This is a genomic window from Halorhodospira sp. 9622, assembly GCF_022228025.1.
GTDB classification, from domain to species: domain Bacteria; phylum Pseudomonadota; class Gammaproteobacteria; order Nitrococcales; family Halorhodospiraceae; genus Halorhodospira; species Halorhodospira halophila_A.
This window is the reverse complement of the sequence record NZ_JAJNRE010000002.1, coordinates 133,973-157,750: the sequence shown is the minus strand read 5'-3', so window position 1 is coordinate 157,750 and position 23,778 is coordinate 133,973. Positions and strand designations below refer to the sequence as shown.

General features: G+C 67.6%; 24 protein-coding genes and 1 other RNA gene. 15 read left to right on the top strand and 10 right to left on the bottom strand.

Translation table 11 applies throughout. The features are described 5' to 3' along the window. Nucleotides 1-2 precede the first annotated feature (2 nt). Nucleotides 3-1,331, bottom strand: coding sequence for a M20 family metallopeptidase (locus LRG07_RS01905; RefSeq protein ID WP_238641645.1), 1,329 nt, complete (start codon nt 1,329-1,331; stop codon nt 3-5). 27 nt (nt 1,332-1,358) lie between these two features. Between LRG07_RS01905 and LRG07_RS01900 the strand changes: the two genes are divergently transcribed. Next, nucleotides 1,359-1,826 carry a GNAT family N-acetyltransferase gene (locus tag LRG07_RS01900; protein ID WP_238641644.1) on the top strand — a complete coding sequence of 156 codons (468 nt, stop codon included), beginning with the start codon at nt 1,359-1,361 and terminating at the stop codon, nt 1,824-1,826. Here the strand turns inward: LRG07_RS01900 and LRG07_RS01895 are convergent. Together LRG07_RS01895 and LRG07_RS01890 are read right to left on the bottom strand one after the other, a co-directional pair. After that, a complete protein-coding gene (locus LRG07_RS01895) occupies nt 1,820-3,121 on the bottom strand; it encodes an acetyl-CoA carboxylase biotin carboxylase subunit family protein (protein WP_238641643.1) in 1,302 nt (433 codons plus the stop codon). The two genes, LRG07_RS01900 and LRG07_RS01895, sit on opposite strands and share 7 nt — an antisense overlap. Before the next feature lie 78 nt (nt 3,122-3,199). Next, complete coding sequence (locus LRG07_RS01890) at nt 3,200-4,006, bottom strand: hypothetical protein (protein WP_238641642.1); 807 nt, start codon at nt 4,004-4,006, stop codon at nt 3,200-3,202. 154 nt (nt 4,007-4,160) lie between these two features. Between LRG07_RS01890 and LRG07_RS01885 the strand changes: the two genes are divergently transcribed. The 6 genes from LRG07_RS01885 (at nt 4,161) to LRG07_RS01860 (ending at nt 11,530) form a co-directional block, all read left to right on the top strand. After that, entirely contained in the window at nt 4,161-4,910 is a 750-nt protein-coding gene (locus LRG07_RS01885) for an electron transfer flavoprotein subunit beta/FixA family protein (protein ID WP_201170683.1), read from the top strand. Nucleotide 4,911: 1 nt separating this feature from the next. Then, the gene (locus LRG07_RS01880; RefSeq protein ID WP_201170680.1) at nt 4,912-5,850 is read left to right on the top strand and encodes an electron transfer flavoprotein subunit alpha/FixB family protein; all 939 of its coding nucleotides are present in this window, start codon (nt 4,912-4,914) and stop codon (nt 5,848-5,850) included. Continuing rightward, nucleotides 5,847-7,628 (top strand): acyl-CoA dehydrogenase, encoded by a 1,782-nt coding sequence (locus tag LRG07_RS01875; protein ID WP_238641641.1) that lies wholly within the window; start codon nt 5,847-5,849, stop codon nt 7,626-7,628. Before LRG07_RS01880 ends, LRG07_RS01875 begins: the two co-directional genes overlap by 4 nt. Nucleotides 7,629-7,640: 12 nt before the next feature. Further along, the gene (locus LRG07_RS01870; RefSeq protein WP_238641640.1) at nt 7,641-9,278 is read left to right on the top strand and encodes an electron transfer flavoprotein-ubiquinone oxidoreductase; all 1,638 of its coding nucleotides are present in this window, start codon (nt 7,641-7,643) and stop codon (nt 9,276-9,278) included. A gap of 127 nt (nt 9,279-9,405) precedes the next feature. Continuing rightward, nucleotides 9,406-10,104 carry a PAS domain S-box protein gene (locus tag LRG07_RS01865; RefSeq protein WP_201242660.1) on the top strand — a complete coding sequence of 233 codons (699 nt, stop codon included), beginning with the start codon at nt 9,406-9,408 and terminating at the stop codon, nt 10,102-10,104. 196 nt (nt 10,105-10,300) lie between these two features. Then, nucleotides 10,301-11,530, top strand: a complete 1,230-nt coding sequence (locus LRG07_RS01860) for an acetyl-CoA carboxylase biotin carboxylase subunit family protein (RefSeq protein ID WP_238641639.1) — start codon at nt 10,301-10,303, stop codon at nt 11,528-11,530. An 80-nt stretch (nt 11,531-11,610) separates the two neighbouring features. Here LRG07_RS01860 and LRG07_RS01855 read toward each other — a convergent pair whose 3' ends face one another. Continuing rightward, nucleotides 11,611-13,602 carry a hypothetical protein gene (locus LRG07_RS01855; protein ID WP_238641638.1) on the bottom strand — a complete coding sequence of 664 codons (1,992 nt, stop codon included), beginning with the start codon at nt 13,600-13,602 and terminating at the stop codon, nt 11,611-11,613. 117 nt (nt 13,603-13,719) lie between these two features. Further along, complete coding sequence (locus tag LRG07_RS01850; RefSeq protein ID WP_201170668.1) at nt 13,720-14,067, bottom strand: H-NS family nucleoid-associated regulatory protein; 348 nt, start codon at nt 14,065-14,067, stop codon at nt 13,720-13,722. Nucleotides 14,068-14,373: 306 nt separating this feature from the next. Here LRG07_RS01850 and LRG07_RS01845 point away from each other — a divergent pair, with 306 nt between their 5' ends. After that, nucleotides 14,374-14,694 carry a high-potential iron-sulfur protein gene (locus LRG07_RS01845; protein WP_201242656.1) on the top strand — a complete coding sequence of 107 codons (321 nt, stop codon included), beginning with the start codon at nt 14,374-14,376 and terminating at the stop codon, nt 14,692-14,694. 218 nt (nt 14,695-14,912) lie between these two features. Here the strand turns inward: LRG07_RS01845 and ssrA are convergent. Then, nucleotides 14,913-15,269, bottom strand: a transfer-messenger RNA (tmRNA) gene (ssrA, locus tag LRG07_RS01840). A 95-nt stretch (nt 15,270-15,364) separates the two neighbouring features. Continuing rightward, entirely contained in the window at nt 15,365-15,862 is a 498-nt protein-coding gene (gene smpB / locus LRG07_RS01835; RefSeq protein ID WP_201170634.1) for an SsrA-binding protein SmpB, read from the bottom strand. 123 nt (nt 15,863-15,985) lie between these two features. Between smpB and LRG07_RS01830 the strand changes: the two genes are divergently transcribed. Beyond that, nucleotides 15,986-16,432, top strand: a complete 447-nt coding sequence (locus tag LRG07_RS01830; protein WP_201170631.1) for a type II toxin-antitoxin system RatA family toxin — start codon at nt 15,986-15,988, stop codon at nt 16,430-16,432. Further along, on the top strand, nt 16,422-16,715 hold the full coding sequence (locus LRG07_RS01825) for an RnfH family protein (protein WP_201170628.1): 294 nt from the start codon (nt 16,422-16,424) through the stop codon (nt 16,713-16,715). The genes LRG07_RS01830 and LRG07_RS01825 overlap by 11 nt, the downstream gene beginning before the upstream one ends. A gap of 11 nt (nt 16,716-16,726) precedes the next feature. Here LRG07_RS01825 and LRG07_RS01820 read toward each other — a convergent pair whose 3' ends face one another. Next, nucleotides 16,727-17,062 (bottom strand): outer membrane protein assembly factor BamE, encoded by a 336-nt coding sequence (locus tag LRG07_RS01820; RefSeq protein WP_201170626.1) that lies wholly within the window; start codon nt 17,060-17,062, stop codon nt 16,727-16,729. A gap of 54 nt (nt 17,063-17,116) precedes the next feature. Between LRG07_RS01820 and fur the strand changes: the two genes are divergently transcribed. After that, nucleotides 17,117-17,545: a ferric iron uptake transcriptional regulator gene (gene fur / locus LRG07_RS01815; protein WP_370641479.1), complete on the top strand. Its 429-nt coding sequence runs from the start codon at nt 17,117-17,119 to the stop codon at nt 17,543-17,545. Between the two features lie 22 nt (nt 17,546-17,567). On the opposite strand, the gene recN is transcribed toward fur, so the two are convergent. Further along, nucleotides 17,568-19,238: a DNA repair protein RecN gene (gene recN / locus LRG07_RS01810; RefSeq protein WP_201170620.1), complete on the bottom strand. Its 1,671-nt coding sequence runs from the start codon at nt 19,236-19,238 to the stop codon at nt 17,568-17,570. 11 nt (nt 19,239-19,249) lie between these two features. Further along, the gene (locus LRG07_RS01805; RefSeq protein ID WP_238641636.1) at nt 19,250-20,170 is read right to left on the bottom strand and encodes an NAD(+) kinase; all 921 of its coding nucleotides are present in this window, start codon (nt 20,168-20,170) and stop codon (nt 19,250-19,252) included. Between the two features lie 114 nt (nt 20,171-20,284). On the opposite strand from LRG07_RS01805, the gene LRG07_RS01800 reads away from it, so the two are divergent. Genes LRG07_RS01800 through LRG07_RS01785 form a run of 4 tightly spaced genes read left to right on the top strand, consistent with a single transcriptional unit; the run spans nt 20,285 to nt 23,757 of the window. Then, complete coding sequence (locus LRG07_RS01800) at nt 20,285-21,259, top strand: dialkylrecorsinol condensing enzyme (protein WP_238641635.1); 975 nt, start codon at nt 20,285-20,287, stop codon at nt 21,257-21,259. A 4-nt stretch (nt 21,260-21,263) separates the two neighbouring features. After that, nucleotides 21,264-22,424, top strand: a complete 1,161-nt coding sequence (locus LRG07_RS01795; protein WP_238641634.1) for a beta-ketoacyl-ACP synthase III — start codon at nt 21,264-21,266, stop codon at nt 22,422-22,424. After that, nucleotides 22,421-22,834 (top strand): hypothetical protein, encoded by a 414-nt coding sequence (locus tag LRG07_RS01790; RefSeq protein ID WP_238641633.1) that lies wholly within the window; start codon nt 22,421-22,423, stop codon nt 22,832-22,834. Before LRG07_RS01795 ends, LRG07_RS01790 begins: the two co-directional genes overlap by 4 nt. After that, a complete protein-coding gene (locus LRG07_RS01785; protein ID WP_238641632.1) occupies nt 22,831-23,757 on the top strand; it encodes an ABC transporter ATP-binding protein in 927 nt (308 codons plus the stop codon). The genes LRG07_RS01790 and LRG07_RS01785 overlap by 4 nt, the downstream gene beginning before the upstream one ends. Nucleotides 23,758-23,778 lie beyond the last annotated feature (21 nt).

The window sequence follows — 23,778 nt, the reverse complement described above, 5'->3', positions numbered from 1 at the left end:
GTTCAGTCGTGGCCCCGGTTGTGCCCGGGGAAAGCCGGTTCCATCCGCCCCGCTGCCGAACGCAGGCCATCCAGGCCTGCCTCAAGCAACCGTTCGGTGGTGCGCACCAGGGTTCGCGCCACCCGGCAGCTGGTCTCGAGGGAGACGGATTCATTGGGTGCGTGGGCCTGGTCGATGTCCCCGGGGCCGTAGATGACGGTCGGCACCCCGGCCAGGCGAACCCAGCCGGACATGTCGCAGCCGTAGGGGGCTGCGGCGATGCGCGGCTCCTGGCGGAACTCTTCCTCGGCGCACTCGGCCAGGGTGCGCACCAGCGGGTGGTCGGCGTCGGTCTCGGCCGAGCCGAACCCCGAGGCCAGGCGGCGAATCTCGGGCGGGTTGCGCGAGAGCCAGGGGTCGTCGCGGATCGCCTCGGCGATGGCGTGGCGAAACCGGGCCTCGGCCTCGTCGATGGTCATGCCCAGGGGGACCCCGACGCGGACCTGGGCCTCCAGCGAGTCCATCACCGAGGACGACCAAAGCCCGCCGCGGATGACCCCGACACTGGTGGCGTAGGGCAGCGGGTGGACGGTCATCAGCGGGTGCTGCTCGGCGGCGTTCAGGGCCTGCTCGTCGGCCCGCATGGCCTGGTAAAGGGTGATGAAGTGATCCAGGGCGCTCTCGCCCTGCAGGCGCTTGCTGGCGTGGGCCGATTTGCCGGGTACGCGGATGCGCAGGGACATGGCCCCGGCGTGGGCGATGACCAACTCCGGGATGCCGTGCTGCACCGTCGGTTCGGGGATGATGCAGGCATCGGCGCGCCAATTGCCGCGGATGGCCGCCAACGTGCCGAGCCCGCTGTCCTCTTCAGCCGGGACCGCGGCGAAGATCACCCGCCCCGGGAAGTTGCGCCCCCCTTCGGCGAAGGCCTCGAAGGCGGCCAGTGCGGCCACGAGGCCGGCTTTCATATCCGACGCGCCGCAGCCGAAGACCCGGTCGCCCCGGGTGACCCCGGAGAAGGGCTCGTCCTGCCAAAGGCCGTAGTCGCCTGGCGGTACCACATCCACATGCCCGGTGAGCAGCACGCTGGGACCGGGCTGATCGCCCCGGACCACGCCTACCACCACCGGCGCCCAGGCCCGCTCGACCTCGTGGCCGGGGTAGCGGGGATCGCGCTGCAGTGAGGCGATGCCATCGTTCCAGTAGTCGATCTCAGCGTCGTACTGTTGCAGCCAGTTGGCGATGCGAGCGACCGCCCCATCCTCCTCGCCAGTGATCGAGGGGATGCGGATCAGGGAGACCAGTCGCTCGTGGATGCGCGCTTCGTCGAGGTAGGCGGTACGGCGGACCATGCGTGCTCCGCGGTTTCGGGGGCTACCATGGAGTATATGCACCTGAGACCGACTTCACCCGACGATCTTGCTTTCGTGCGCGCCGTGGAGGGCGCCACGGAGAACGCCGCATTCGTCGAGCAGTGGACCGTGGCCGAGCACCAGGCCTGCATCCACGCCCCGGGCTGCGCGCACTGGATCCTGGAGGCCGGGCGGCCGCGGAGGGCGGTTGGGTATGCCATCCTGCAAGACGTGGATCACCCCGACGGCGTAGTGATGCTGCGCCGGATTGCCATTGCTGGCAAGGGCCGCGGTTACGGCCGCCGGGCGGTGCGGGCCTTGATTACGCACGTCTTCGCCGAGCTGGGGGCGCAGCGCCTGTGGCTCAGTGTGCTACGCAGCAATCGCCGGGCGCTGCGCCTGTACCGCGACCTGGGGTTCGTCGATGACCCGCAGGCCGTGCCGGCTCCCGGCTCGCGCATCCTGATCCTGGAGCGCCCGGCGGCCCGTCAGTAGTTGGTTTCTAAAGGCTCCGAGAAGCGAAAATCAAGCTGCTCCATGATGGACCGGAACTTGTCGTGGAGGTGCTGTTCGTCCTCGCCACCGATGAACAGCTCGGCGATCTCGTAGCTGTAGCTGTCCTGCCCGCGCAGCTCGGAGAGCTGCGTCCCCTCGGCGACCTGGATGTGGATGGACAACTCCGGGTGGGTGCGTTGCAGGGCGCGGATCTGCTCGGCATCGGGGACCCGCAGCACGCGGGCGTCCCCGTAGACGCGGGGCATGAACTTGGCCGCCATAGGGAAGCGGCCCTCTGGCCGCGGAAAACGCGGGCGCCGGCCCAGGCTGATGTCGATGGCGACCTCATGGTGGGAGGCGCCGGTGGCGATCTCGAAGATCGGGCAGTGGGACTTGGAGATCCGTGGATTGACCTCAAGCAGCCAGATCTTGTCCACGTCCTCGTCCCAGAAGAACTCCATGTTGAACGGCGTCTGGTCTAGCCCGATGTGCTTCAGCAGTCGTCGGGCGTAGTCCTTCATCCGCTCCTGGACGGGGATCGGGAGGCTGGAGGGGTACTGGTAGCTAACGAAGCTGATCTGGTTGGCTCCGCGCAGGGAGTCCAGGATGGCGTAGACGACGACCTCGCCGTTGAAGACGTACCCTTCCAGGGTGCAGAGCCGGCCCTGAATAATGCCCTCGGCCAGGGCCGTCGCGCCGCTGCCGGACCCCGGCAGCCGCTCCGGGTGCTCAACGCGTTCGGTGAACGCCTGGAACGGTTCGGCGAAGACCGGGATGCCCCGGGCGATGGCATCGATGGCCGCCCGGAACTGGGTGTCGCTCTCCACCCGGAAGCCGAGCAGGGACGAGAAGGCCACCGCCGGTTTCAGCCAGAACGGGTAGGGCAGCTTGAGCGTGGCCAAGGGGTCGTCGGCGTACGGATCGATGGCCTGGAACGGCGGGGTGCACTCCGGCACCGCCGCCTCGCAGGCCAGCCGGTTCCAGTATTTGTGCTCGCAGAGCAGCACGCTTTCCAGCGACGGGGTGGGCAGGCCGTATTCACGCCTCAGGACCGGCAGGATGGAGGTCGTCGGAAAGTCCCAGTGGCCGATGATCGCGTCCACCCGCGGTGCCTGGTCCAGAGTGCGGCGGGCCTGATCCAGGATGGCGGGGATGTCGTAGCGCTTGGGGAGGACGATGGCGCTGTAGTCGGCCAGCGGGTGGAAGGCGTAGTTCGCACTGCCTCGTACGCTGTTCAGGTGCTGGAGATGGAAGTCGTCGAGCCCGACGACGAAGATCTGCTTGCGATCGTCCATGGCGACCCTCAAACGGACGTGCCCCATTGCACGGTTCCCTAGGAGGGAGCGTAGCCGAGAATCGCTGTGTTGCAGCGGTCAGCCGTCGTCGGCCGCCTCGATGCGTTCGAGCCGGGTGCGCTGGGCGTGGTGCTCGCTGCGAAGGTCGACGGTGCGCACGGGCAGGCCGGCCCAGCCCTCCGCCATGTACCAGCGCACCGCCCGTTGCTGGCCCGGCTGCTGGCGGGTGAGACGCACCGTGCGAAAGGTGCCCGGGTGTGCGCGCACGGTCTGCCGGCCCTCCACCCGGAAAACGACCTCTTCCACCTCACCCTGCTCATCGACCACCTGGTGGCTGATCTGCGTATGGCGCGTCCCCTCCAGGGCCTCTTCCATGACCTGCCAGCGGTGGGTCAGCGGGTCGAGTGCATCCGGGGGCACGGCGATCTCGTCCGCCTCGACAGCGGCCTCGTCATCGGTGAAGCGCGCCGCCAGGGTGACTTCCTCTTCCGCGTCCTCGAAGGCGGTCTCGGGGTCATACGCCTCGTCGGTCTGGAAGACGGTCGCGGTGCGGACCTCGTAGGTCTCTGGGCGGGCGACATCGCCCTCGAGGGTGCCCTCGCTGATCTCCCGGGTGCGGCGGATGCGCCGATCCCCCGGGTGGTCGGCCTGGGCCGGGCGCTGGCGGTGTTCGCGGATGCGCTCCAGGCGGAAGGTGTCGTCCGCTTCGAAGTCCCAGGTCAGGGTTTCGTAGCCGCGCCACTGCCCCCCGTCCTGGATCCAGTAGCGCGCGCTCCCGCTCTCGGGCAGTTCACCGGCGGCGGCGATGGTGGAGCCGAAGCCGACCAGTACGGCGGCTGTAACACCGAGGCGGTGGCGTAACCGGGCGGGCTTGATAGCAAGCATGGGCTGCGTCGTGTCGGTTTGCCTGTCCCTGTTGTCGGCAGGTGGAGGGTGGGGATGAGGGTGCGAGTTGACGCCGGGATCAGGAGTGCGCACAGTCAGTCGGGATGTTGCACCGCGGCGCGCGGGTGCGCGCGACGCCAATAGAGGGGTAGGCATGAAGATCCTGGTCACAGCCAAGCGGGTGATCGATTCCACCGTCCGGGTGCGTGTGCGCCCAGACGGCTCCGGCGTGGACACGGCCAACGCCAAGATGGCTATGAATCCGTTCGACGAGACGGCGGTCGAGCAGGCGGTCCGGTTCCGGGAAGCGGGTGCGGCCAGCGAGGTGCTGGCGGTCACGCTGGGGGATGCGGGCAGCGAGGAGGTGTTGCGCACTGCCCTGGCCTTCGGCGTCGACCGCGCGCTGCGGGTGGAGAGCGACAACCCCTTGGAGCCCCTGGCGGTCAGCCGGGCGCTGGCGGCGCTGGTCGAGCGTGAGCAGCCCGACCTGGTGCTCATGGGCAAGCAGGCCATCGACGACGACAGCAACCAGGTGGGGCAGATGCTGGCGCAGCACCTGGGCTGGGGGCAGGCCACCTTCGCTTGCGCCATCCACCCCGAGGGTGAGGAGTTGCAGGTGACCCGCGAAGTCGACGGCGGGCGGCGCACCGTCGCGGTGCGGCTGCCGGCGGTGGTGACCACCGAGCTGGATCTCAATCAGCCGCGCTACATCAAGCTGCCGAACATCATGAAGGCCAAGAAGAAGCCGATTGACCGGATATCGCTCGACGACCTGGGAGTGGACGGGGCCTCGCGCTTGGAGTTGCTCGGGGTCGAGGAGCCGCCGCCGCGGGCAGCGGGTGAGCGCGTGGCGAGTGTGGCCGAGCTGGTCGACCGCCTCAAGAACGACGCACAGGTGATCTGAGATGAGTGTGCTGGTCTTTGCGGAGCACGACGGTGCCGGTGTCACCGAGGCGACACGGCGGGCGATCACTGCCGCTGCCAACCTGGGGGCGCCGGTGGATGTGGTGGTGACCGGCGGCGAGGATGCGGCCGGGGTCGCCGACTCGCTGGCTATCCAGGGGGTCGGCCGGGTCTGGCTGTGCCTCGGGGCGGCCTGTGCCGATCAGCTCGCCGAGCCGGTTTCGGGGCAGCTCGCGAACCTGGTGCGTGACGAGGGCTACCAGGCGCTGGTGGCGGCCACCAGTACCCAGTCCCGGGACCTGTTGCCCCGTGTGGCGGCGGCGCTGGATGTGCAGATGCTTTCGGACGTCGTCGCTATCGAGGACGCCGAGACGTTCGTCCGGCCGATCCACGGGGGCAGTGTGCTGGCGCGGATGCGCTGCCGGGAGCCGGTCCGTGTGCTCACGGTGCGGGCCACCCGGTTCGATCGGCCGGAGGCCGGTGATCCGCCGGCCGTAGAGCGTCTCGAAGCGCCCACGGAGCCAGGACCGACGCGCCTGCTCGAGGAACACGGCTCGGCCTCGGACCGTCCCGAGCTAACCTCCGCTCGCGTGGTGGTGGCCGGCGGCCGTGGCGTGGCCGATGTCGGCATCGAGGCGCTGGAGGCACTGGCCGATCAGCTCGGTGCCGCCATCGGGGCCTCACGGGGGGCTGTGGAGGCCGGCCTCCTGCCCAATGAGGCGCAGGTCGGGTTGACCGCCAAGGTGGTGGCGCCGCAGCTGTACATCGCCGCTGGGATCTCCGGGGCGATCTACCACGTCTCCGGGATGAAGGATAGCGGTGTGATCGTGGCGATCAATCACGACCCGGAGGCCCCCATCTTCGAGGTGGCCGACTACGGGCTGGTCGCCGATCTGCGGGAAGCGTTACCCGCGCTGCGCGAGGCGCTGGAGCAGTCATGAGCATCTACCGTGCACCGACGCGCGATCTGCGCTTTGTCATCGAGGAACTGATCGGCCTGGAGCGCCTGTCCGCCCTGGAGGATCTGGAGGAGGTGACCCCGGATCTGCTCGAGGCGGTCCTCGAGGAGGCCGATCGGCTGGCCAGCGAGGTGTGGGCCCCGCTGAACCGTGTCGGCGACCGTCAGGGGTGCCGGATGGATGGGGGGAGCGTGCAGTTGCCCGAGGGCTTCACCGAGGCCTACCAGGCCTTCGTTGAGGGCGGCTGGAACGGTATCAACGCGCATCCAGACCACGGGGGTCAGGGGCTGCCGGAGCTGGTGGCCACGGCGACCCAGGAGATGTGGCATGGCGCCAACATGGCCTTGGCCCTGGCGCCCATGCTCTCGGCGGGGGCGACCGAGTTGCTCCACCGCCATGGCGACGAGACCCTGCGCGGGCTTTACCTCGACAAGCTGGTCAGTGGTGAGTGGAGCGGCACCATGGATCTCAGCGAGCCCCGGGCCGGGTCCGACCTGGGGCAGGTCCAGTGCCGTGCCGTGCCGGATGGGGAGGCCTACCGCCTCTACGGTCAGAAGATCTACATCACCTGGGGGGAGCACGAAGCCGCCGAGAACATCATCCACCTGGTGCTGGCCCGTACGCCGGACGCGCCCGAGGGCCATCGGGGGATCTCGCTGTTCCTGGTGCCCAAGTACCGGGTGGAGGCCGACGGCTCGCTCGGGGCGCGCAACGATGTGCACTGCACGGCGCTGGAGCACAAGCTCGGCATCCACGGCTCGCCGACCTGCACCATCAGCTACGGGGACGGCGAGGGGGCCGTCGGCTACCTAGTCGGCGAGCCGTGTCGCGGCCTCAACCACATGTTTACGATGATGAACGAGGCCCGCCACAAGGTCGGGGTGCAGAGCGTCGGGGTCTCGGAGCGCGCCTACCAGCAGGCGCTGGCGTTTGCCCGGGAGCGGATCCAGGGGCGCCGGCCCGGGGGCAAGGCGTCGGTGCCCATCCTCCACCACCCGGATGTGCGGCGCAGCCTCATGGCCATGCGGGCGCAGACCGAGGCCATGCGTGCTTTGGCCCTGCTGACCGCGGCGGAGATGGATGTCGCCGGTCACGGGGCGGACGAAACGAGGCGTCAGAGCGCTCAGCGCCGGGTGGATCTGTTCACTCCTGTGGTCAAGGCCGTGGCCAGCGAGCAAGCCGTGGAGATCACCTCCCTCGGTATCCAGGTCCACGGTGGCATGGGCTATGTGGAGGAGGTCGAGGCCCCGCAGTTGCTCCGGGACGTGCGGGTGGCGGCGATCTACGAGGGCACCAATGGGATCCAGGCCCAGGATTTTACCCTGCGCAAAGTGCTCAAGGACGGCGGCGAGACCCTGGAGTCGGTGCTCCGCGAGGGGGATGAGATCGTCGAGGCGCTGCGCCGTGATACCGAGCTCGAGGCCTTGGCCGGCCCGCTGGACGATGCGCTGGCCACGCTACGCGAGAGCACGGCGCGGTTGCTGCGGGACGGACAAGACGATCCGTTGGTGCCCCTGACTGCGGCCACCCCCTACCTGATGCAGGCCGGTCTGGTGCTGGGCGGCTGGCTGATGGCGCGGGCGGCCGTGGTTGCGCAGGCCCGTATCCGGGAGGGAAGCGGTGACACCGGCTTCTATACCGGCAAGGTGCATACCGCGCGTTTCTATATGCGTCACATCCTGCCACGGCTCCACGGCTACACCCCGGCGATTCGGGGTGGCAGCGACGAGCTCGAGGCGATCGGCGACGGCGACTGGTGAGGAGGAAGCGGCTTGGAGCAGGAGGAACTCGAGCGCGAGACGCTGGCCTACGATGTTGTTGTCGTGGGCGCCGGTCCGGCCGGGTTGGCGGCGGCCCTGGAGCTGGCCCGCGGTACCGGTAACGGCCCGGCGCCTTCGGTCTGCGTTCTGGAGAAGGGGTCTGCGGTTGGCGCGCACCTCCTATCCGGTGCCGCCATCGATCCGCGCGGCCTGGATGAGCTGCTGCCCGACTGGGCGGAGCGCGGCGCGCCGCTGCGCCTGCGCGCCGCTGAGGACACCTTCCACTGCCTGACACCACGTTACGCGCTGAGACTGCCCACGCCACCGCAGATGGACAACCGCGGGAGCTACGTCGGCAGCCTCGGTGAGCTCGGGCAATGGCTGGCGGACCAGGCCGAAGCGGCCGGGGTGGAGATCTACCCCGGGTTTCCGGCCGCCGAGGTGCTCTACGACGCGCAAGGTGCGGTCTGCGGCGTGGCCACCCCGGATATGGGGCGCCAGCCGGACGGTACGCCGGGCCCGGGTTTCGAGCCGGGCGTGGAGGTGCGCGCGCGGCAGACGGTGTTTGCCGAGGGAGGGCACGGGTCACTGACCCAGCAGGTGATCGGGCGTTTCGACTTGCGCCGGGATGCGCAGCCGCAGACCTACGGCCTCGGTTTCAAAGAGATCTGGGAAGTTAGCCCCGAGCGGCATGTACCGGGGCGGGTCGCGCACACCATCGGCTGGCCCCTGGATCAGTTCACTTACGGCGGCAGTTTCCTCTACCACCTGGACGATCGGCGTGTGGCGATCGGGCTGGTGGTGGGGTTGGACTTCGAGAACCCTTATCTGTCGCCCTTCGAGGAGTTCCAGCGCTTCAAGACTCACCCGTCGATCCGGCCGCTGCTCGAAGGCGGTCGGCGCATCGGTTACGGGGCACGGGTGTTACCGGAGGGGGGCTGGCAGAGTCTGCCGCGGTTGAGCTTCCCCGGTGGGGTCCTGGCCGGTGATGCGGCAGGGGTCGTCAATGTGCCGCGCATCAAGGGCATCCACACCGCGATCAAGTCTGGCATGCTCGCCGCCGAGGCGGTGCGCGCCGCCCTGGAGGCGGATCGGGTGCAGGCCGATGATCTCGATCGCCGGGTCGGCGACAGCTGGGTGAGCGACGAGCTCCGCGCCGTGCGCAATATCCGTCCGGCATTCCGCTGGGGGCTGCTGCCCGGGTTGGCTTATTCAGCCCTGGATACCTACCTCCTGCGGGGACGGGCGCCCTGGACGCTGGGGCACGAGCCGGATCACCAGGCCCTGCAGCCCGCCGCGCGGTCGAGGCGCAAGGAGTATCCCCGGCCCGACGGGCGGCTGACCTTCGATCGGACCGCATCGGTGTTCCTCTCCGGTACCCATCACGAGGAGGGGCAGCCCTGCCACCTGGTGCTGCGTGACCCTGCGCTGGCGCTGCGCGTCAACTGGGCGGTCTACGCCGGGCCGGAGGTCCGCTACTGTCCGGCGGCCGTCTACGACTACGACACGGATGCGGCCGGCCAGCCGCGACTGCGTATCGATGCCATCAACTGCCTGCACTGCAAGGCGTGCGATATCAAGGACCCGCCCCAGAACATCCGCTGGGTGGTCCCGCAGGGCGGGGACGGACCGAACTACCAGGGGATGTGACACGGGGCGAGGGTCCTGGGTGCGCGACAGTCCGTGTGGATGGCGCCGGGGCCCTCTATACTCCTGAGGCTGAGGTTATCCGCGGGCGCCGGCCGGCGCCTGATCTCTCCCGCTCAGGATGCCCTCCATGACCAAAGACCCCAGTCCGTCGCGCCAGGATGAAGCGGCCCGGCTGTTGCGAGAGCGGGCCAGGAAGCGCATGGAGACCACCCCCGGAGCAGTCGACATCGATCGGACGCTGCCGGCCACCCCGGAGGCGTGGCGTGAGGAGTTGCTGCTGCTGCAGATTGAGCGCGATATCCAGGCCGAGGAGCTCCACCGCACCAGGGGCGAACTGGCGCGGGTCCGTGCCGGCTACCGCGATCTCTTCGAGCACGCCCCGTTGGCTTATCTGTTGCTGGATGAGGACGGAGTGATCCGTGATGCCAACCCCCCGGCCGCGGAACTGCTGGGAGCCGCCTCGGCACCGGAACTCGAGGGGCAGGCGTTTGCTGAGTTTCTGGCCCCTTCGGCGCTCGAGCAGTGGGCGCGGTGCCGAGCGGCGCAGAGTGCGGGCGGGGCGACGCGGGCGGCGACCGAGCTGGGGCTTCATTGCGATCAGTGCCCCCTGCGCCGGCTTGTGCGTATGGAGTGCGTCACGGAGGTAGCGTGCACCGAAGGGGGTGGCGTCCACGGCCTGTTCGCTCTGATCGATTTGACCGAGCAACGTCAGGCTGAGGAGGATCGCGAGGCCTTGATCGATCTGGTCGAGGCGTCCCCGCAACTCCTCGCGGGGCGTCTGGGCGTCAAGCCGGTGGATGATGCCGAGGACGAGCCGACGCCCTGAGCGGCCGCCGAGCCCCGGCTTGCTCGATTGCTGCAAAAATCATCTGCGCATGGTTCGGTGGTGCTATTCCGGCCGCACCCGAGCAGATAGACTGCGGGGTAGCTCGCCCGGGCGGTCCCACGAAGGCATGACGTCTGCCGGCCGCTCCGCAAGGCGGGCCGACCCATCATGACCCGCCATCGGAGCACCCCGCCGCATGAGTACTGAGAAGGACCCGACCAAGGGCTACGTCGCCATTCTGGGCTGGAGCATCAACTGCATCGATGCCCTCGACCGGTTCGACCGCCGTTACGTCATTGTCGCCCCGGAGTGGGCCGAGGAGTATGCCCGGGAGCACGAGATCCCCTTCATCGCCTGGGATTTCGAGCGACTCAACGACCGGTCCATGGAGATCGCCGAACGGCTGCATGAAGAAGGCGTGGATGTCGCCATCCCGCTGTTCGAGGAGACCGTCGAGTGGGCCGGTGCCATCAACGCCGTGCTCATGGGGGACCCGCGGCTGCACGGTCAGGCGGTGCTGTTCCGGGACAAGGCGCTGATGAAGCGCCGTGCTCAGCTCGGCGGGATCCGCGTCGGCATCTTCGAGGAGGCCCACGATCGCGACGACGTGATCCGCTTCCTCAAGCGCGTGAACCAGACCTTGCTCAAGCTCGACGGCGACCCCAACGACCCGATCCACCTCAAGGCCTTCGACAAGGCGGGTTGCCTCGGGCACCGCGTCATCCGCACGCCGGACGAGGTCGACCTGATCCCCGAGGAGGAGTTCCCGGTGCTCATGGAGAGCCACCTGGACGGCTGGGAGTTCGCCGTCGAGGCCTGGATCCACGACGGCAAGATCCGCTTCCTGAACATCTCCGAGTACGTCACCCTCGGCTACTCGGTCTTTGTTCCGGCCACCCCGGAGCTGGAGAGCTGGCGGGATCTGATCACCCGCGAGATCGAGAAGCTGATCAAGACCTTCGACATCCGCTTCGGCTTTATCCATCCGGAGTACTTCGTGACCAGCGATGGGACGATGTACTTCGGCGAGGTGGCCTACCGCCCGCCGGGGTTCAAGGTCTTCGAGCTGCTCGAGCGCGCTTATGGGTTCAACGCCTACCAGGGGATGGTGCTGGCCTTCGATCCGAAGACCACGGAGGAGGAGATCACCGCCTTCTTCCCCCGCGAGGTGGTGGATGCCAAGGGCTATGCGGGCTGCTTCGGCGTCTATCCGCGCCGTCGGGTGGTCAGCCGCCTGGAGATCCCGGAAGAGACCGAGCAGCATGAGTACTTCGAGTACCACGAGCTGACGCCGCCCCCGCAGGAGGTGGTCACCAAGCGCACCGCCTTCGGGACTCACTGGGGGTTGGTCTACTTCTTCGGGGACAATCCCCACCGGCTCCGGGATCTGCTCAAGCACCAGGAGGAGCTGGACTTCTACGTCTGACGTCGCATCGGACCGGGGCGCCCCGCCGCTCGGGCGGGGCGCCCCGGGCGGCTCGTGGGCGACGGTGCCGGGTTCCGGGGTCAGTGGATCGCTCGCCCGGCGGCCCAGCTGTTGCGTGCGAGCGCGATGACCTCGCTGATCTCTGCTTCCGGCACTGGCGGGTCCAGGGCCTCCTCCCGCGGGTCGTAGTGGAAGATATAGAGTCGGGACAGGAACTGCCCGAAGGGTAGGGAGGACTCCCCGTGGCGCTCGCCGTGACCCTCGGTGGAGACCATTACACCGTTCCCCCAGTCCTGGGTGCTGTCGTTGTTGGGGTTGAAGAAGTAGACGCGCACCACGCCCTCGGGGTCGATGGAGACGCGCTCGATGGTGATCGCGTGCCAGCCGATGAAGGTGGCGGTGCTGTCGGTGACCGCTACGCCGGCCGGTTGCGGGTGGATCACCGGGTTGTTGCCGTTGTAGCTGGGGTGATAGCAGGCGTAGAAGCGGCGCGCGAAGCCGCGCAGGTCGGGGAGGGCGCCGGTAGCGACGTCGACGGCGATGGAGAACCCTCGCCCGACCCACCAGCCGTGGAATTCCGGGTTGACCCAGCGATGCGGATCCTCGCCGCGCCCAATGCAGCGCCGCCCCATCTCATGGTAGATCGCGTCCAGATGAGGTACGGCGACCGCGGAGACGGCGTCGACATCCTCCAGCGGCGCCTCCGGGTGGCGCGCCAGCAGCTCCCCGGACGACAGGGGCTGCCCCTCGAAATGGGCGACGACGTCATCATCGCGGGCCGACCAGGCCACGATCTGTAGCAGGTAGTCCGGGTCGTTGCTCGACCACATGGACAGCGCGCGTGCTGACTGGCAAGTGGGGCTGTTGCCCTGACCCAGGCCACGTGGCTGGCCGAGCACGCTGATCGCCCCGGCCAGAAGGAACGCCTCAGGCGCATTCGCCGCGCCGGGGATCCGCTCCCCCAGCCGCCGCCGGGCGGCGGCGCACAGCGGCAGGTGGATTTGCCGCCACAGCGCCGGCGCCACCGGGTCGCTGTAGAGGATGCCGCGCTCGAGCAGGCCGGCCAGGCCGTAGACCGCCTGCGCGGTCTCGGACCAGATGGCACGGCGGATGAGCGTGTGCACCAGTTCCGGGTAGCATCCGAGCGCATCGATCCCGGTGCTGCTCAGGCCCAGCGCGCTGGGGAGGAGTTCGGGCGACTGCTCCAGCGCAAAGTGCAGGAAGACCGGGTGGTAGGGTGAAACCAGGCCGGTGTCGTGCATGGCGCGCCCCAGGCCGAGTGCCTCGTTGCGCAGGGAGGTCTCGTCCATGCTGGCCAGCCGCTCCTGGTAGACGGCCAGACCCGGGTCCTCTTGGCAGCCACGTGTCGGCCCGTAGAGCGCGCTGATCAGCCGCTCCGCGCCTCGGGCGCGGGCTGCTGGCACCCCGGGTTCATCGCTGTCCAGGTACACCGCCACGCTGGTGATCATCTCCTTGACGTGCCCGACGACCACCGGCCGCTGGGCGAGGATGCGCCAGATCTCGCCGATCAGCTCCTCGATGACCTCGCCGAAGCCGACCTGCTCGGCGATGAAGCGCTGGTGGCGCTGCACCATGGGCAGATTGCGGCCCAGATGCACCCGCTCGGACTCGCCGACCGGCCCGAAGATCAGCCGCAGATTCAGCGCCAGGACCCGTGCCAGGAACCGTCGGGCCGTGTCGGCGTCGAGCGTTGGATGACTGGCGGTGCCCTCGGCGATGGCCACCAGGCGCAGTTCGCTAAGGCACTCCAGGATCAGCGTCTGGTCCCGGGCGAGCTTCAGGGTGTTGGCGGCCAGGGTTGGCTGGAGTTGCTCGGGGTGTTCCCAGTCGCTGCCGGCGAAGACGCCGGCCTCGGTCAGCGCCCCGATCCGCTGGTAGAGCGCCGGGACGCCGTCGGGGTGGGCGAGCAGGCGGCGGGTCGCCTCGAGAACCTGCGCAGCGTGAGTGAACTTGGCGAAGCTCGCGGTCCGGGCCAGGCGCTCGCAGGCGTCATCCACCCGTTGAGTCAGGCGCTCCAGCGCCTGCCCGGTGTCGTCGGGGGTATCATCCATGCGGGAATAGTGGACCGGCCGCCACGGTTTGTCCAACACCGTTTGGCCCGGGGTGAGGTCTCGGGCTAGCCCGGCCATGCGCGCCAGGCGTGGGCCGGGCCTAGGGCTGGCCTGCGATCAGTGCGCGATGCGCAGCTCCTCGCGGCTGCCGCCGTCCTGTTCCCACTCCTGGATCCAGCGCGGGGTGCGTCCACGGCCGGACCAGGTCTTGGCCGGGTCCCGCGGGTGGCGGTATTTGGCAGGGACACGGCGGCGAGGTTTTTTGTTGTGCCCATTGAGGTCGCCGAGCGCCTCTTCGAGTTTGACGCCGTATTTCGCCGCTACCAGGCGGATCTCTTTTTCGGCCTCTACAACGCGGTTGCGATCCCGCTGCTCGCGTTCCCTGGCAATGCGTTTTTCGAGGGTGTCGAGTTCTTCGTCCGTGAACCCCTCCAGGTTGATGGCTTCAAGCTGTTTGCTGGTCATCGGGTATCGGCTCCTTACAAATGAGTGCCCGAGGGCTTTTCGGGTCCGTCCCTTGACCGGGTGCTTGAGTCCTGAGGCGTCGTTTCGTTGAGAGCGATTCAAGCCTGTAAACAAGATACCAGATCCTTTTCAGGAATCAATTCGTCGCTCTTCTTCGGATGGCATCCCTACCTTTTCCGTGTAAACCCGATGAGTCAAAATCGGATAAGCGCTGGCATCTGCCCCGTTGGTTTCGGGTTGGATCGCGCCGTTAAGAGGCGTAAGGTGGAATCGCCGATCCATACCGAAAATAATGAGGTGGCTGGCATGAGTGGAATCGACAAGAGTCGTCGCACGTTCCTCAAGGGCAGTGCCGTGGCGCTGGCGGCGCTGCCGCTATCAACCCTGCTGCATCAGCGCAGCGCCCGAGCGGAACCGAGGGCCGAGGATGGCCACGCCCACGACTACGTCAACGAGGCCGCGGACGCCTCGGGCCATCCGCGCTACGAGGAAGGGCAGCTTTGCGAGAACTGCGCCTTCTGGGGCGAGGCCGTCGAGGATGGTTGGGGGCGGTGCACCCACCCGGACTTTGGCGAGGTGCTCGTCAAGGCGGAAGGCTGGTGCTCCGTTTACGCACCAGCCTCCTGATCCGGGGTCGCCGTCACGTGGGGGTAAGCCCGGCCACCGGCGGCTGCCACGTGCCCGCCCGGGAGGGTATGGCAGCCGCGCCGGGCGCCCCTGCGGCGATACGCAGGGGGCGGCGATGTGGCGAGGCGTGCTGACAACTGCGGCATAAAAAATGCCCGCGGTGCGGGCATTCAGGGAAGCGGGGATATCGGGAATCTAGAGATTGGTGGAGGAGAGATTGGTGGAGGCGGCGGGAATCGAACCCGCGTCCGCAGGAGCTACACCGTCGGTCCTACATGCTTAGCCGATCTATTCTTTTTAACGGTTGAACGCCCGACCGGCAGGGCGGCTCAACCGCGAGCCCGTTGGGTTTCACGATGCCGGACCGGACCTATCCGGGCATCGCTATCCTGCGTCTATGACTGCTCGTCAGCCGGCACAGGCACCGACTGGGAGCAGCTGGCGGGTGTTACGCCGCCAGGGCGTAGTTGTCGTCGTTGGCAACTATCTTTAAGTACAGCCTGTTTTACGAGGTTGACTGTCACCTCGGCATGCACCTCGGGTTTCGCGACCTGCGTCGAAGCCATGTCGCCCCCGTTGCAGCTGAGTAGACAGTGTACGGCTCGTGGAGTTCCCTCGGCAAGCGCGATTATCGCGCCGGCAGAGACCGGTCGACGGGCCGGCCCCCGCGCTAGCTGACCTTGTGCTTGAGCAGGCGCTCCCGCTGGCGCTGCCAGTCCTGCTCCTTCTTATCCGCCCGCTTGTCCTGCTTCTTCTTGCCCTTGGCTACACCGATCTCGATCTTGGCGCGCCCCTTCTTCCAGTAGAGCTTGAGCGGCACCACGGTGTAGCCTTCGCGGTCCACGGCGCCGATCAGACGGCTGATCTCGCGACGGTGGAGCAGCAGCTTGCGCGTGCGCGTCGGATCCGGCCGGACGTGGGTGGAGGCAGTGCTCAGCGGCGTGATGTTGCAGCCGATCAGCCAAGCCTCGCCGCGACGGACGAGGACGTGGCTTTCGGTGAGGTTCACGCGCTTGGCACGCAGCGATTTGACCTCCCAGCCCTCCAGCGCCAGCCCGGCCTCAAGGCGCTCCTCGATGAAGAAATCGAAGCCCGCCTTGCGGTTGACGGCGATGACGTTGCCTTCGGTCTTTTTGCTTTTTCCGGCTTTCTTGCTCACGGGGCGCATTGTATAGACGCCGGACCGCTGCGCAAAGCGCTGCGGCCGCCTGGTGGTTGGTGGTTGTCGGGGAGGACGCGGATCGTGACAATGGCCGGTCAAGGTCCGGAACGCTGGAGAACGGGAAGCCCCATGCCGAGCATCAGCCGCAGTGAGCTGGTCCCCTACACCGCCATCGAGATCTACGACCTGGTCAACGATGTCGCCCGCTACCCGGAGTTCATTCCGTGGTGCAAGGAGTGCGAGATCCTCGAGACCAGCGAGGACACCACCCGTGCCCGCATGACCTTTGCCAAGGGCGGCATGGAGAAGTCGTTCGTGACCGCGAATCGACACCAGCGCGGCAAGATGATCGATATCCGGCTCGTGGAGGGACCGTTCCAGCGCCTGGAGGGTTACTGGCGCTTTCGAGACCTGGGCGAGAGCGCCTCGAAGGTGACCCTGGACATGGAGTTCGAGTTCTCCAATCGGATCGTGGCCTACGCCTTCGGCAAGGTCTTTACCCAGGTGGCCAATACGCTGGTAGACAGTTTCGCCCGGCGGGCCCGCGAGGTCTACGGAGAGCGCGATGTCCTCTGACGGGGGATTGCAGATCGAGGTCGCCTACGCCCTACCGGAGCAGCAGACCGTGCTTCGGCTGGAACTGCCGGCTGGCAGTACGGTGGGGGACGCCCTGAACGCCTCGGGGCTCCTCGAGCGCCATCCGGAGATCAACCTGACGCAGCAGTCGGTGGGCGTGTTCGGGCAGATCGTCGGCCTCGATACCCCGCTGCACGATGGTGACCGGGTGGAGGTCTACCGGCCGCTGCAGGTCGATCCGAAGGAGGCCCGCAAGCGGCGGGCCGCTCGCAAGGCCTCCTGAATGGACGCAGGCTAGCGGGACGTCCAGTGATCCTCGATCTCGACGAGGGTGTCGTCGTCGAAGTGGAGCGTCAGCCGCTTGCGCGCCTGCTCGCTGCCGCTGCGCTCGTACAGGTAGTCCCAGCGATCATCCTCGAAGGCGTGCTCGAGCACCGGCGTGCCGAGCCGCTGCCGGACTTCGGCACGGCTCATGCCGACGGCGATCCGCTCGATGTCCTCTTCCTCAAGCAGGTTCCCCTGCTCGATCTCCAGCGGCTGGGCCAGCGGGAACTGACCGCCGCACCCGCTGGCGAATGAGGCGCCGAGAACGCATAATAAGAATAACTTGCATTTGGATGGTGTCGTCATAGAGGAAATGGTAGCCTAATGACCGAATCGACGAACAGTAGGCGAGGGGAAGCTGTGGACGCTGGTGGCTTGCGCAAGGCAGGGCTGAAGGTCACGCTGCCGCGGATGAAGATCCTGGAGGTGCTGCAGCAGAGTCAGCAGCGCCACGTCTCCGCGGAGGAGGTCTACCGGGCCCTGCTGGATGCTGGGGAAGACATCGGACTGGCCACGGTCTACCGGGTCCTGACCCAGTTCGAGACGGCGGATATTCTGGTCCGGCACAACTTCCAGGGCAGTCATTCCGTCTTCGAACTCAACGATACGGCGCATCACGATCACATCGTCTGCGTGGAGTGCGGTCGCGTGGAGGAGTTCGTGGACGACACCATCGAGCAGCGCCAGCGCGAGACGGCTCGGGACCACGCCTTCCGCATGACCGGGCACTCACTGGTACTCTACGGCGTTTGCGCCGATTGCGCCGGGGTCAGCGAAGAGGGCAGTTGACCCCTCCGCGCCTGTCATGCCCTTAGCCAGCGCCGCGGGCCAGCATACGCTGCGCCGCGGCACGCTCGTGATCGGTGATCTCCAGCCCTCCGAGCATGCGCGCGATCTCCTCGATTCGCTCGGCCTCCGCGAGGGGATCCACCTCGGTGCGTGTGCGTCCGTCGCCCTCGGATTTGCTGACACGAAAGTGGGCGCCGCCCTGGGCAGCCACCTGCGGGAGATGCGTCACGCACAGGACCTGGTAGCGCTGCCCGAGGGTGCGCAGCAGGCGCCCGACCACCTCGGCCACCGCGCCGCCGATGCCGGTGTCGGCCTCGTCGAACACCAGCGTCGGCACCCCGCTGGCGCGTTCGACCGTGGCCACCTGGATCGCCAGACCGATTCGGGAGAGCTCGCCGCCCGAGGCGACCTTGGCCAGGGGGCCGGCAGACTGGCCGGCGTTCGTGCGCACCAGCAGCTCGATACGGTCGAGGCCGTGACTGCTCGGAGTGGCCTCCGCCTCAAACTCGATCGCCGGGATGAGTTCAGCGCCGGCCATGCCCAGTTCCCCAAGCAATTGATGGACCTCGGTGGCCAGCTGGTCGGCGGCGTTCTGGCGCAGCCGGGACAGCCGCCGGGCGGCGTCCTGGTAGCGCTCCACGGCCGCCGCCCGGTTCTGACGTAGTGTCTCCAGGCGCTGCCCGGCGTTCTCCAGACGTTCGAGCTGGGCCTGCAGCGTCTCGAGGGTTTCCGGTAACTGCTCGACCTCGACACGATGCTTGCGGGCGAGATCCCGCAATTCGCTGATGCGCTGGTCGAGTTCGGCCAGGCGCTGCGGATCGATCTCGAGCCCGTCGGCAAAGTTGCGTAGGGTCTGGCAGCCCTCTTCCAGGTGTGCCAGGGCGTTCTGGAGCAGGTCGGCTGACTCGCCCAGGGCGGGGTCGATCTCCCGCCGCTCTTCCAGCTCACGGACCGCGCGGCCGATGAGCGCCTGAGCGGCGAGGTCATCGTCCGACAGGGCCTGGAGCTGGGTCTGGGCCAGCGCGATGAGGGATTCGGCGTGGGCCAGCCGCTGGTGCTCCGTCTCCAGCTCGTTCAGTCCGTCCCGGGAGGGGGCTGCGCTTTCAAGCTCTTCGACCTGATGCCGCAGCAGGGCGAGGCGATCCTCGTAGTCGTGGTCCCGGTCCTCGAGTTCGGCCAGCTCGCGGTCGATCTCGCGCAATTCGCGGAAGCGCTCGGTGACCGCACGACGTAGCTCGCCGGCCTCGGCGTAGGCGTCGAGGAGTTCGCGCTGAATGGCCGGGCGCAGCAGCGATTGGTGGGCGTGCTGGCCGTGGATGTCGACCAGCTGCTCGCCGAGTTCGCGGAGCACCTGCAGGGCCACCGGCGTGCCGTTGACGAACCCCCGCGAGCGCCCGTTGCTCTGGATAACCCGGCGGACGATGATCTCGTCATCCCCGTCGAGTTCGCGATCAGCCAGCCACTGAGTCACCTCGGGGCCGGGCGGGTCGAACACGGCGCTGACCTCCGCGCGCTCCGCCCCGGGGCGGATGATCTCGGACCGGGCGCGGTCGCCGAGGCAGAGGCCAAGGGCGTCGAGGAGGATGGACTTGCCGGCACCGGTTTCGCCGGTCAGCACATGCATGCCCGCGCCGAACTCCAGATCGAGCTGATCGACGATGGCGAAGTCGCGGATGTGGATCTCCCTGAGCACAGCGCTTCTCCCTATGCGCCGAAGGGTTCGATGTTGCACAGCGGCCCGCCCCAGCCGAGCTTGGCGCGGAGCAGGTTGAAGTAGCTGTAGCCCGGCGGATGGACCAGGCGGATCGGACTCGGGTGGGCCCGCACCACCAGCCGGCTGTCCTCCTGGAGGGTCAGGTCCCTCTGGCTGTCGCAGCTGACCCGGACGTGCTCGATGAACCGCGGGTGGACATCGATCTCGATCCGGCTGTCGCCATCGACCACGAGTGGCCGATTACTCAGCGTGTGCGGACAGACCGGCACTAGAACCATGGCGTGCAGGTTAGGGTGGGCGATGGGCCCGCCTCCGGCCATGGCGTAGGCCGTCGAGCCGGTCGGTGTGGCAATGATCAGTCCGTCGGAGCGGTGATCGCTCAGCGGCTCGCCGTCGATCTGCGTGACCAGTTCGATCATCCGCGCGGTGTTCCAGCGGTGCAGGACCACCTCGTTGATGGCCACGTCCTCGCGGAGCAGGGCGTCATCCTGGTTGGAGCGGATCTCGGCGCGCAGGATCAGCCGCTCGTCGACGACGTGCTGCCCGTCCAGGATCTGCGCGACCTCGTCCAGATGCTCGGGTGCGATGTCGACCAGGAACCCCAGCCGGCCGCGGTTGATGCCCATCAGGGCGACATCCCGCCGGCCGGCCACGGCCCGGGCGATGTGGATCAGGGTGCCGTCGCCCCCGATGGCGATGATCAGATCGCAGGCATCGAGCAGGGCTTCACGGGGCACGCGCTGCAGGTGGTGATCACCGGTTTCCGGCATGGACTGCTCATCGAGCAACGCCGTACAGCCGCGCGCTTCCAGCATGGGGAGCAAGCGCTCGACCAGCCCGGTGATGGCCGGGTCGCCGGGTTTGCCGGTGATGCCGACGGTGGGGAAGGGCGGTGGTGGATGTACGTCCATGGTCGGGAACGGTATCACGTCGCCCAGGGGGCGCCAATTGGCGGTCCCGGGTCGAGGGGTTGGCTGGTTGCACCGGGGCGGATATCCTTGGTCGCGATCGGTAAAAGGGTAGACATGACGCTCAAGGAGCAGATGAAGACGGCGCAATCCAGGGTGCTGGTGGTTTGCTATTCGCAGACGGGGCAGCTGGATGGCGTATTAGCGAAACTGGTTGAGCCGCTGGAAGCGGATCCCGCGATCGAGGTGGAATGGCTCCGTCTGAATCCGCGCGAGCCGTATCCGTTCCCGTGGCCGTTTTTCCGTTTTCTGGAAGAGTTCCCGGAAGCGGTGCAGCTTGACCCGCCCGAGCTGGAGCCATTGAACCCGGCTCCGAAGCCGGGTTATGACCTGGTGATCTTGGGGTACACGGTCTGGTTCCTGGCGCCAGCCCCCCCGGTTACGGCCTTCCTCCAGTCCCCCGAGGCCCGTTCCGTGCTGAAGGACACTCCGGTGGTCACGGTGACCGCCTGCCGGAACATGTGGATGACGGCCCACGAGACGGTGGGGGCCATGGTTCGGGAAGTGGGAGGGCGGCACTGTGATCACGCCGCCTTTACGGATGCGGGGTCGTCACTGGCATCGTTGATCACGACGCCCCGCTGGCTTCTGACCGGACGAAAGGAGGCCTGGCTGGGGCTTCCGCCGCCTGGCGTGAGCGAGTCGGACGTGGGGGAACGCGCGCCACGGCTTGGCCGGGCCCTGCGGCAGGCGCTGCTCGACGAGAGCCTGGATGGTCGCGCGGCGGTGCTGCACGGACTCGCTGCCGTGGAGGTCGACGAGGGCCTAATGATGAGCGAACGAATCGGCCATCGCAGTTTCCGGGTTTGGAGCCGGCTGCTGCGCCGGGCAGGCCCGCGCGGCTCCAGGGGTCGGCGCGCGGCTATTATGGTGTATTTGGTCTTCCTGCTTCTGATGATCGTGACTGTGGTCCCCTTGTCCCTTCTTATGCGCCGACTTTTGCGGCCCTTGATGGGGGCACGGCTTGAGGCGCTGCGGGCTTATCATGAACAGCCGTCGGGATCCGGGCGGCAGCGGATTGGGGAAGTCTGACGCGATGGCATACGACGCCTACATCAACGCGATGGGTGCATGCCTGCCCAACGCGCCCATCGACAACGAGCAGATGGAGGGCGTGCTTGGCGCCCTCGGGCGTCAGTCTTCCCGCACGCGGCGAGTCGTACTGCGCAACAATGGTATCCGCCTGCGTCACTACGCGCTTGACCCCGAGACCGGTGAGCTGACCCATACAAACGCGCAGATGACCGCCCAGGCGGTCCGCGAAGCGGCGGTGCACAGTGGTGGGACCGACCGGGTCGAACTGCTCTCTTGCGGCACCAGCAGCCCGGATCAGTTGATGCCCAACCACGCTTCGATGGTGCACGGCGAACTCGGGGACGCGCCGCGGGAACTTGTAGCCACCGCAGGGATCTGCCTGGCGGGGGTGACGGCCCTGAAGCACGCCTGGCAGGCGGTGCGCGGAGGCGATGTGAAGGTGGCGGTTAGCACCGGATCCGAACTGGCCTCGACCTTCATGCGCTCGCGCTACCTGCAGCCGGCGGGCGGCGAAAGAACGCCGGAAGAGGTCGAGGCGCACCCGGAACTGGCTTTCGAGGCGGAGTTTCTGCGCTGGATGCTCTCCGACGGGGCGGGAGCGGCTCTGCTTGAGCGGGAGCCATCCGGTCCGGGGCCGTCGCTGCGCATCGACTGGATCGAGACGTGCTCTTTCGCGCACGAACTGGACCCTTGTATGTACGCCGGAGCGGTCAAGGACAGCCAGGGCCGTCTCAGAAGTTGGCGCGACTATCCTGATGCCGCGTCCATGCAGACGGATGATGCCCTGGCGGTCAAGCAGGACGTCCGCCTGCTCAATGAGCACATCGTCGAGTACACGCTCGGGCAGGGTCTTTCCCGGTTGCTGCGGCGTCGTCCATTGGCGGCCGGGGATGTCGACTGGTTCCTACCGCACTACTCATCGGCCTGGTTCCGCGAGCAGGTCGCGCAAAAGCTGGACGAGCTGGACTTCGAGATTCCCGAGTCGCGCTGGTACACCAACCTTGCGACCCGGGGGAATACGGGGTCGGCGTCTATTTATTTGATGCTGGAAGAGCTGTTCAACAGTGGGCGGTTGTCCGCAGGGGACCGTCTGCTCTGCTTTATCCCGGAGAGTGGTCGTTTCTCCACGGGCTTTATCCATTTGACCGTCGTCGAGCCATGACGAACGAGGATTCCGTCGCCTCCCGACCCAGCGGTGAGGAGCGCAAGGCTCACTATGTTCCCGACCGCAACGGACGGGTGCGGACGCAGGCGGAGGCGCGCCAGGCCGTAGAGCGTGTCGCGACCGAACAGGCAGTCGCCGAGCTGGAGCGTCTGGCCGCTGAAGCACTCGCGGATGCCCGTGCCGGTCGCTGCTCGGCTTTGGCCTATCACATGTACCGTCGGCGCATGGATCCGCTGACGCTGGCTCAGGCCAGCGGTATCTGGCGCCTGCGGGTCCGTCGCCATCTCCGCAGCCCGCGTGCCTTCCAGCGGTTACCGTGGCGCATTGCGCGCCGATACTGCCAGGCGCTGGGGCTGTCCTGGCGGGAGCTGTCGCGGCTGCCTCCCGGGGTGGATGGGGCCCCATGATCGAAGTTCGGGGAGTGGTCAAGCACCATCGGGGTGCCCCGTTGCCAGCACTCGACGGTATCGATCTGACAGTGCCGGAGGGTGCCTTGGTGGGGCTGCTCGGGCCAAACGGCGCCGGGAAGTCCACTCTTCTCCTGACACTGATGGGGTTGGTGGAACGGGATCGTGGTGTTGTTGAGGTCGACGGACTCGATCTCGACCAGCACCCGCGCGCGGTGCGCGCCCGTTTCGGCCTGGTGCCACAGAAGCCGGCGTTCTACCCGCCCATGACAGTCCGCGAGAACTTACAGCTCTTCGCTGCCCTGCGTGGCATCAGAAGGTCGCGACGCGGGCAGGATATCCAGCGGGTTGTCGAGGTGGCCGATCTGTCCGGGTGGATGGGCCGGCGCGCCGGGACGCTCTCGGGCGGCGCGCAATGCCGGTTGAACCTGGCCATCGGTCTGCTCGGACGCCCGCCGATCCTGGCGCTGGACGAGCCCACCGCCGGCGTCGATCCCCAATCCCGGCGCTTTATCCTGCAGGCGGTCAAGGAGATCCGTGACGAAGGTACGACTATCCTCTTCACCTCGCACTATCTGGAAGAGATCGCATCCCTGTGCACGCGGGTGGCGGTGCTGGATCAGGGCCGGATGGTGGCCAGCGGATCGATCGACGAGGTCACCGCGTTGCAGCCGGCGGTGATCTCGCTCCGGTTTGGGGTGGGGCCGGGGGATCCGCGGATCGATGAGGTTGCGGAGGCGCTGGGTGGTCGCCGGGTCATGGAATCGGGCGTGGAAATCCCGTTCCGCGACCCTGGACACACCCTGGTGGCTCTCGGCCAGGTTCTGGCGCGGCTCGAGCTGCCGTTATGCGCGGTCCGTTACGGTAGCCGCGATCTGGAGGAACTCTTTTTCCATCTCACCGGACGCGGGCTTCACCGGTGAGGTGTCGGCGGGGCGACCAGG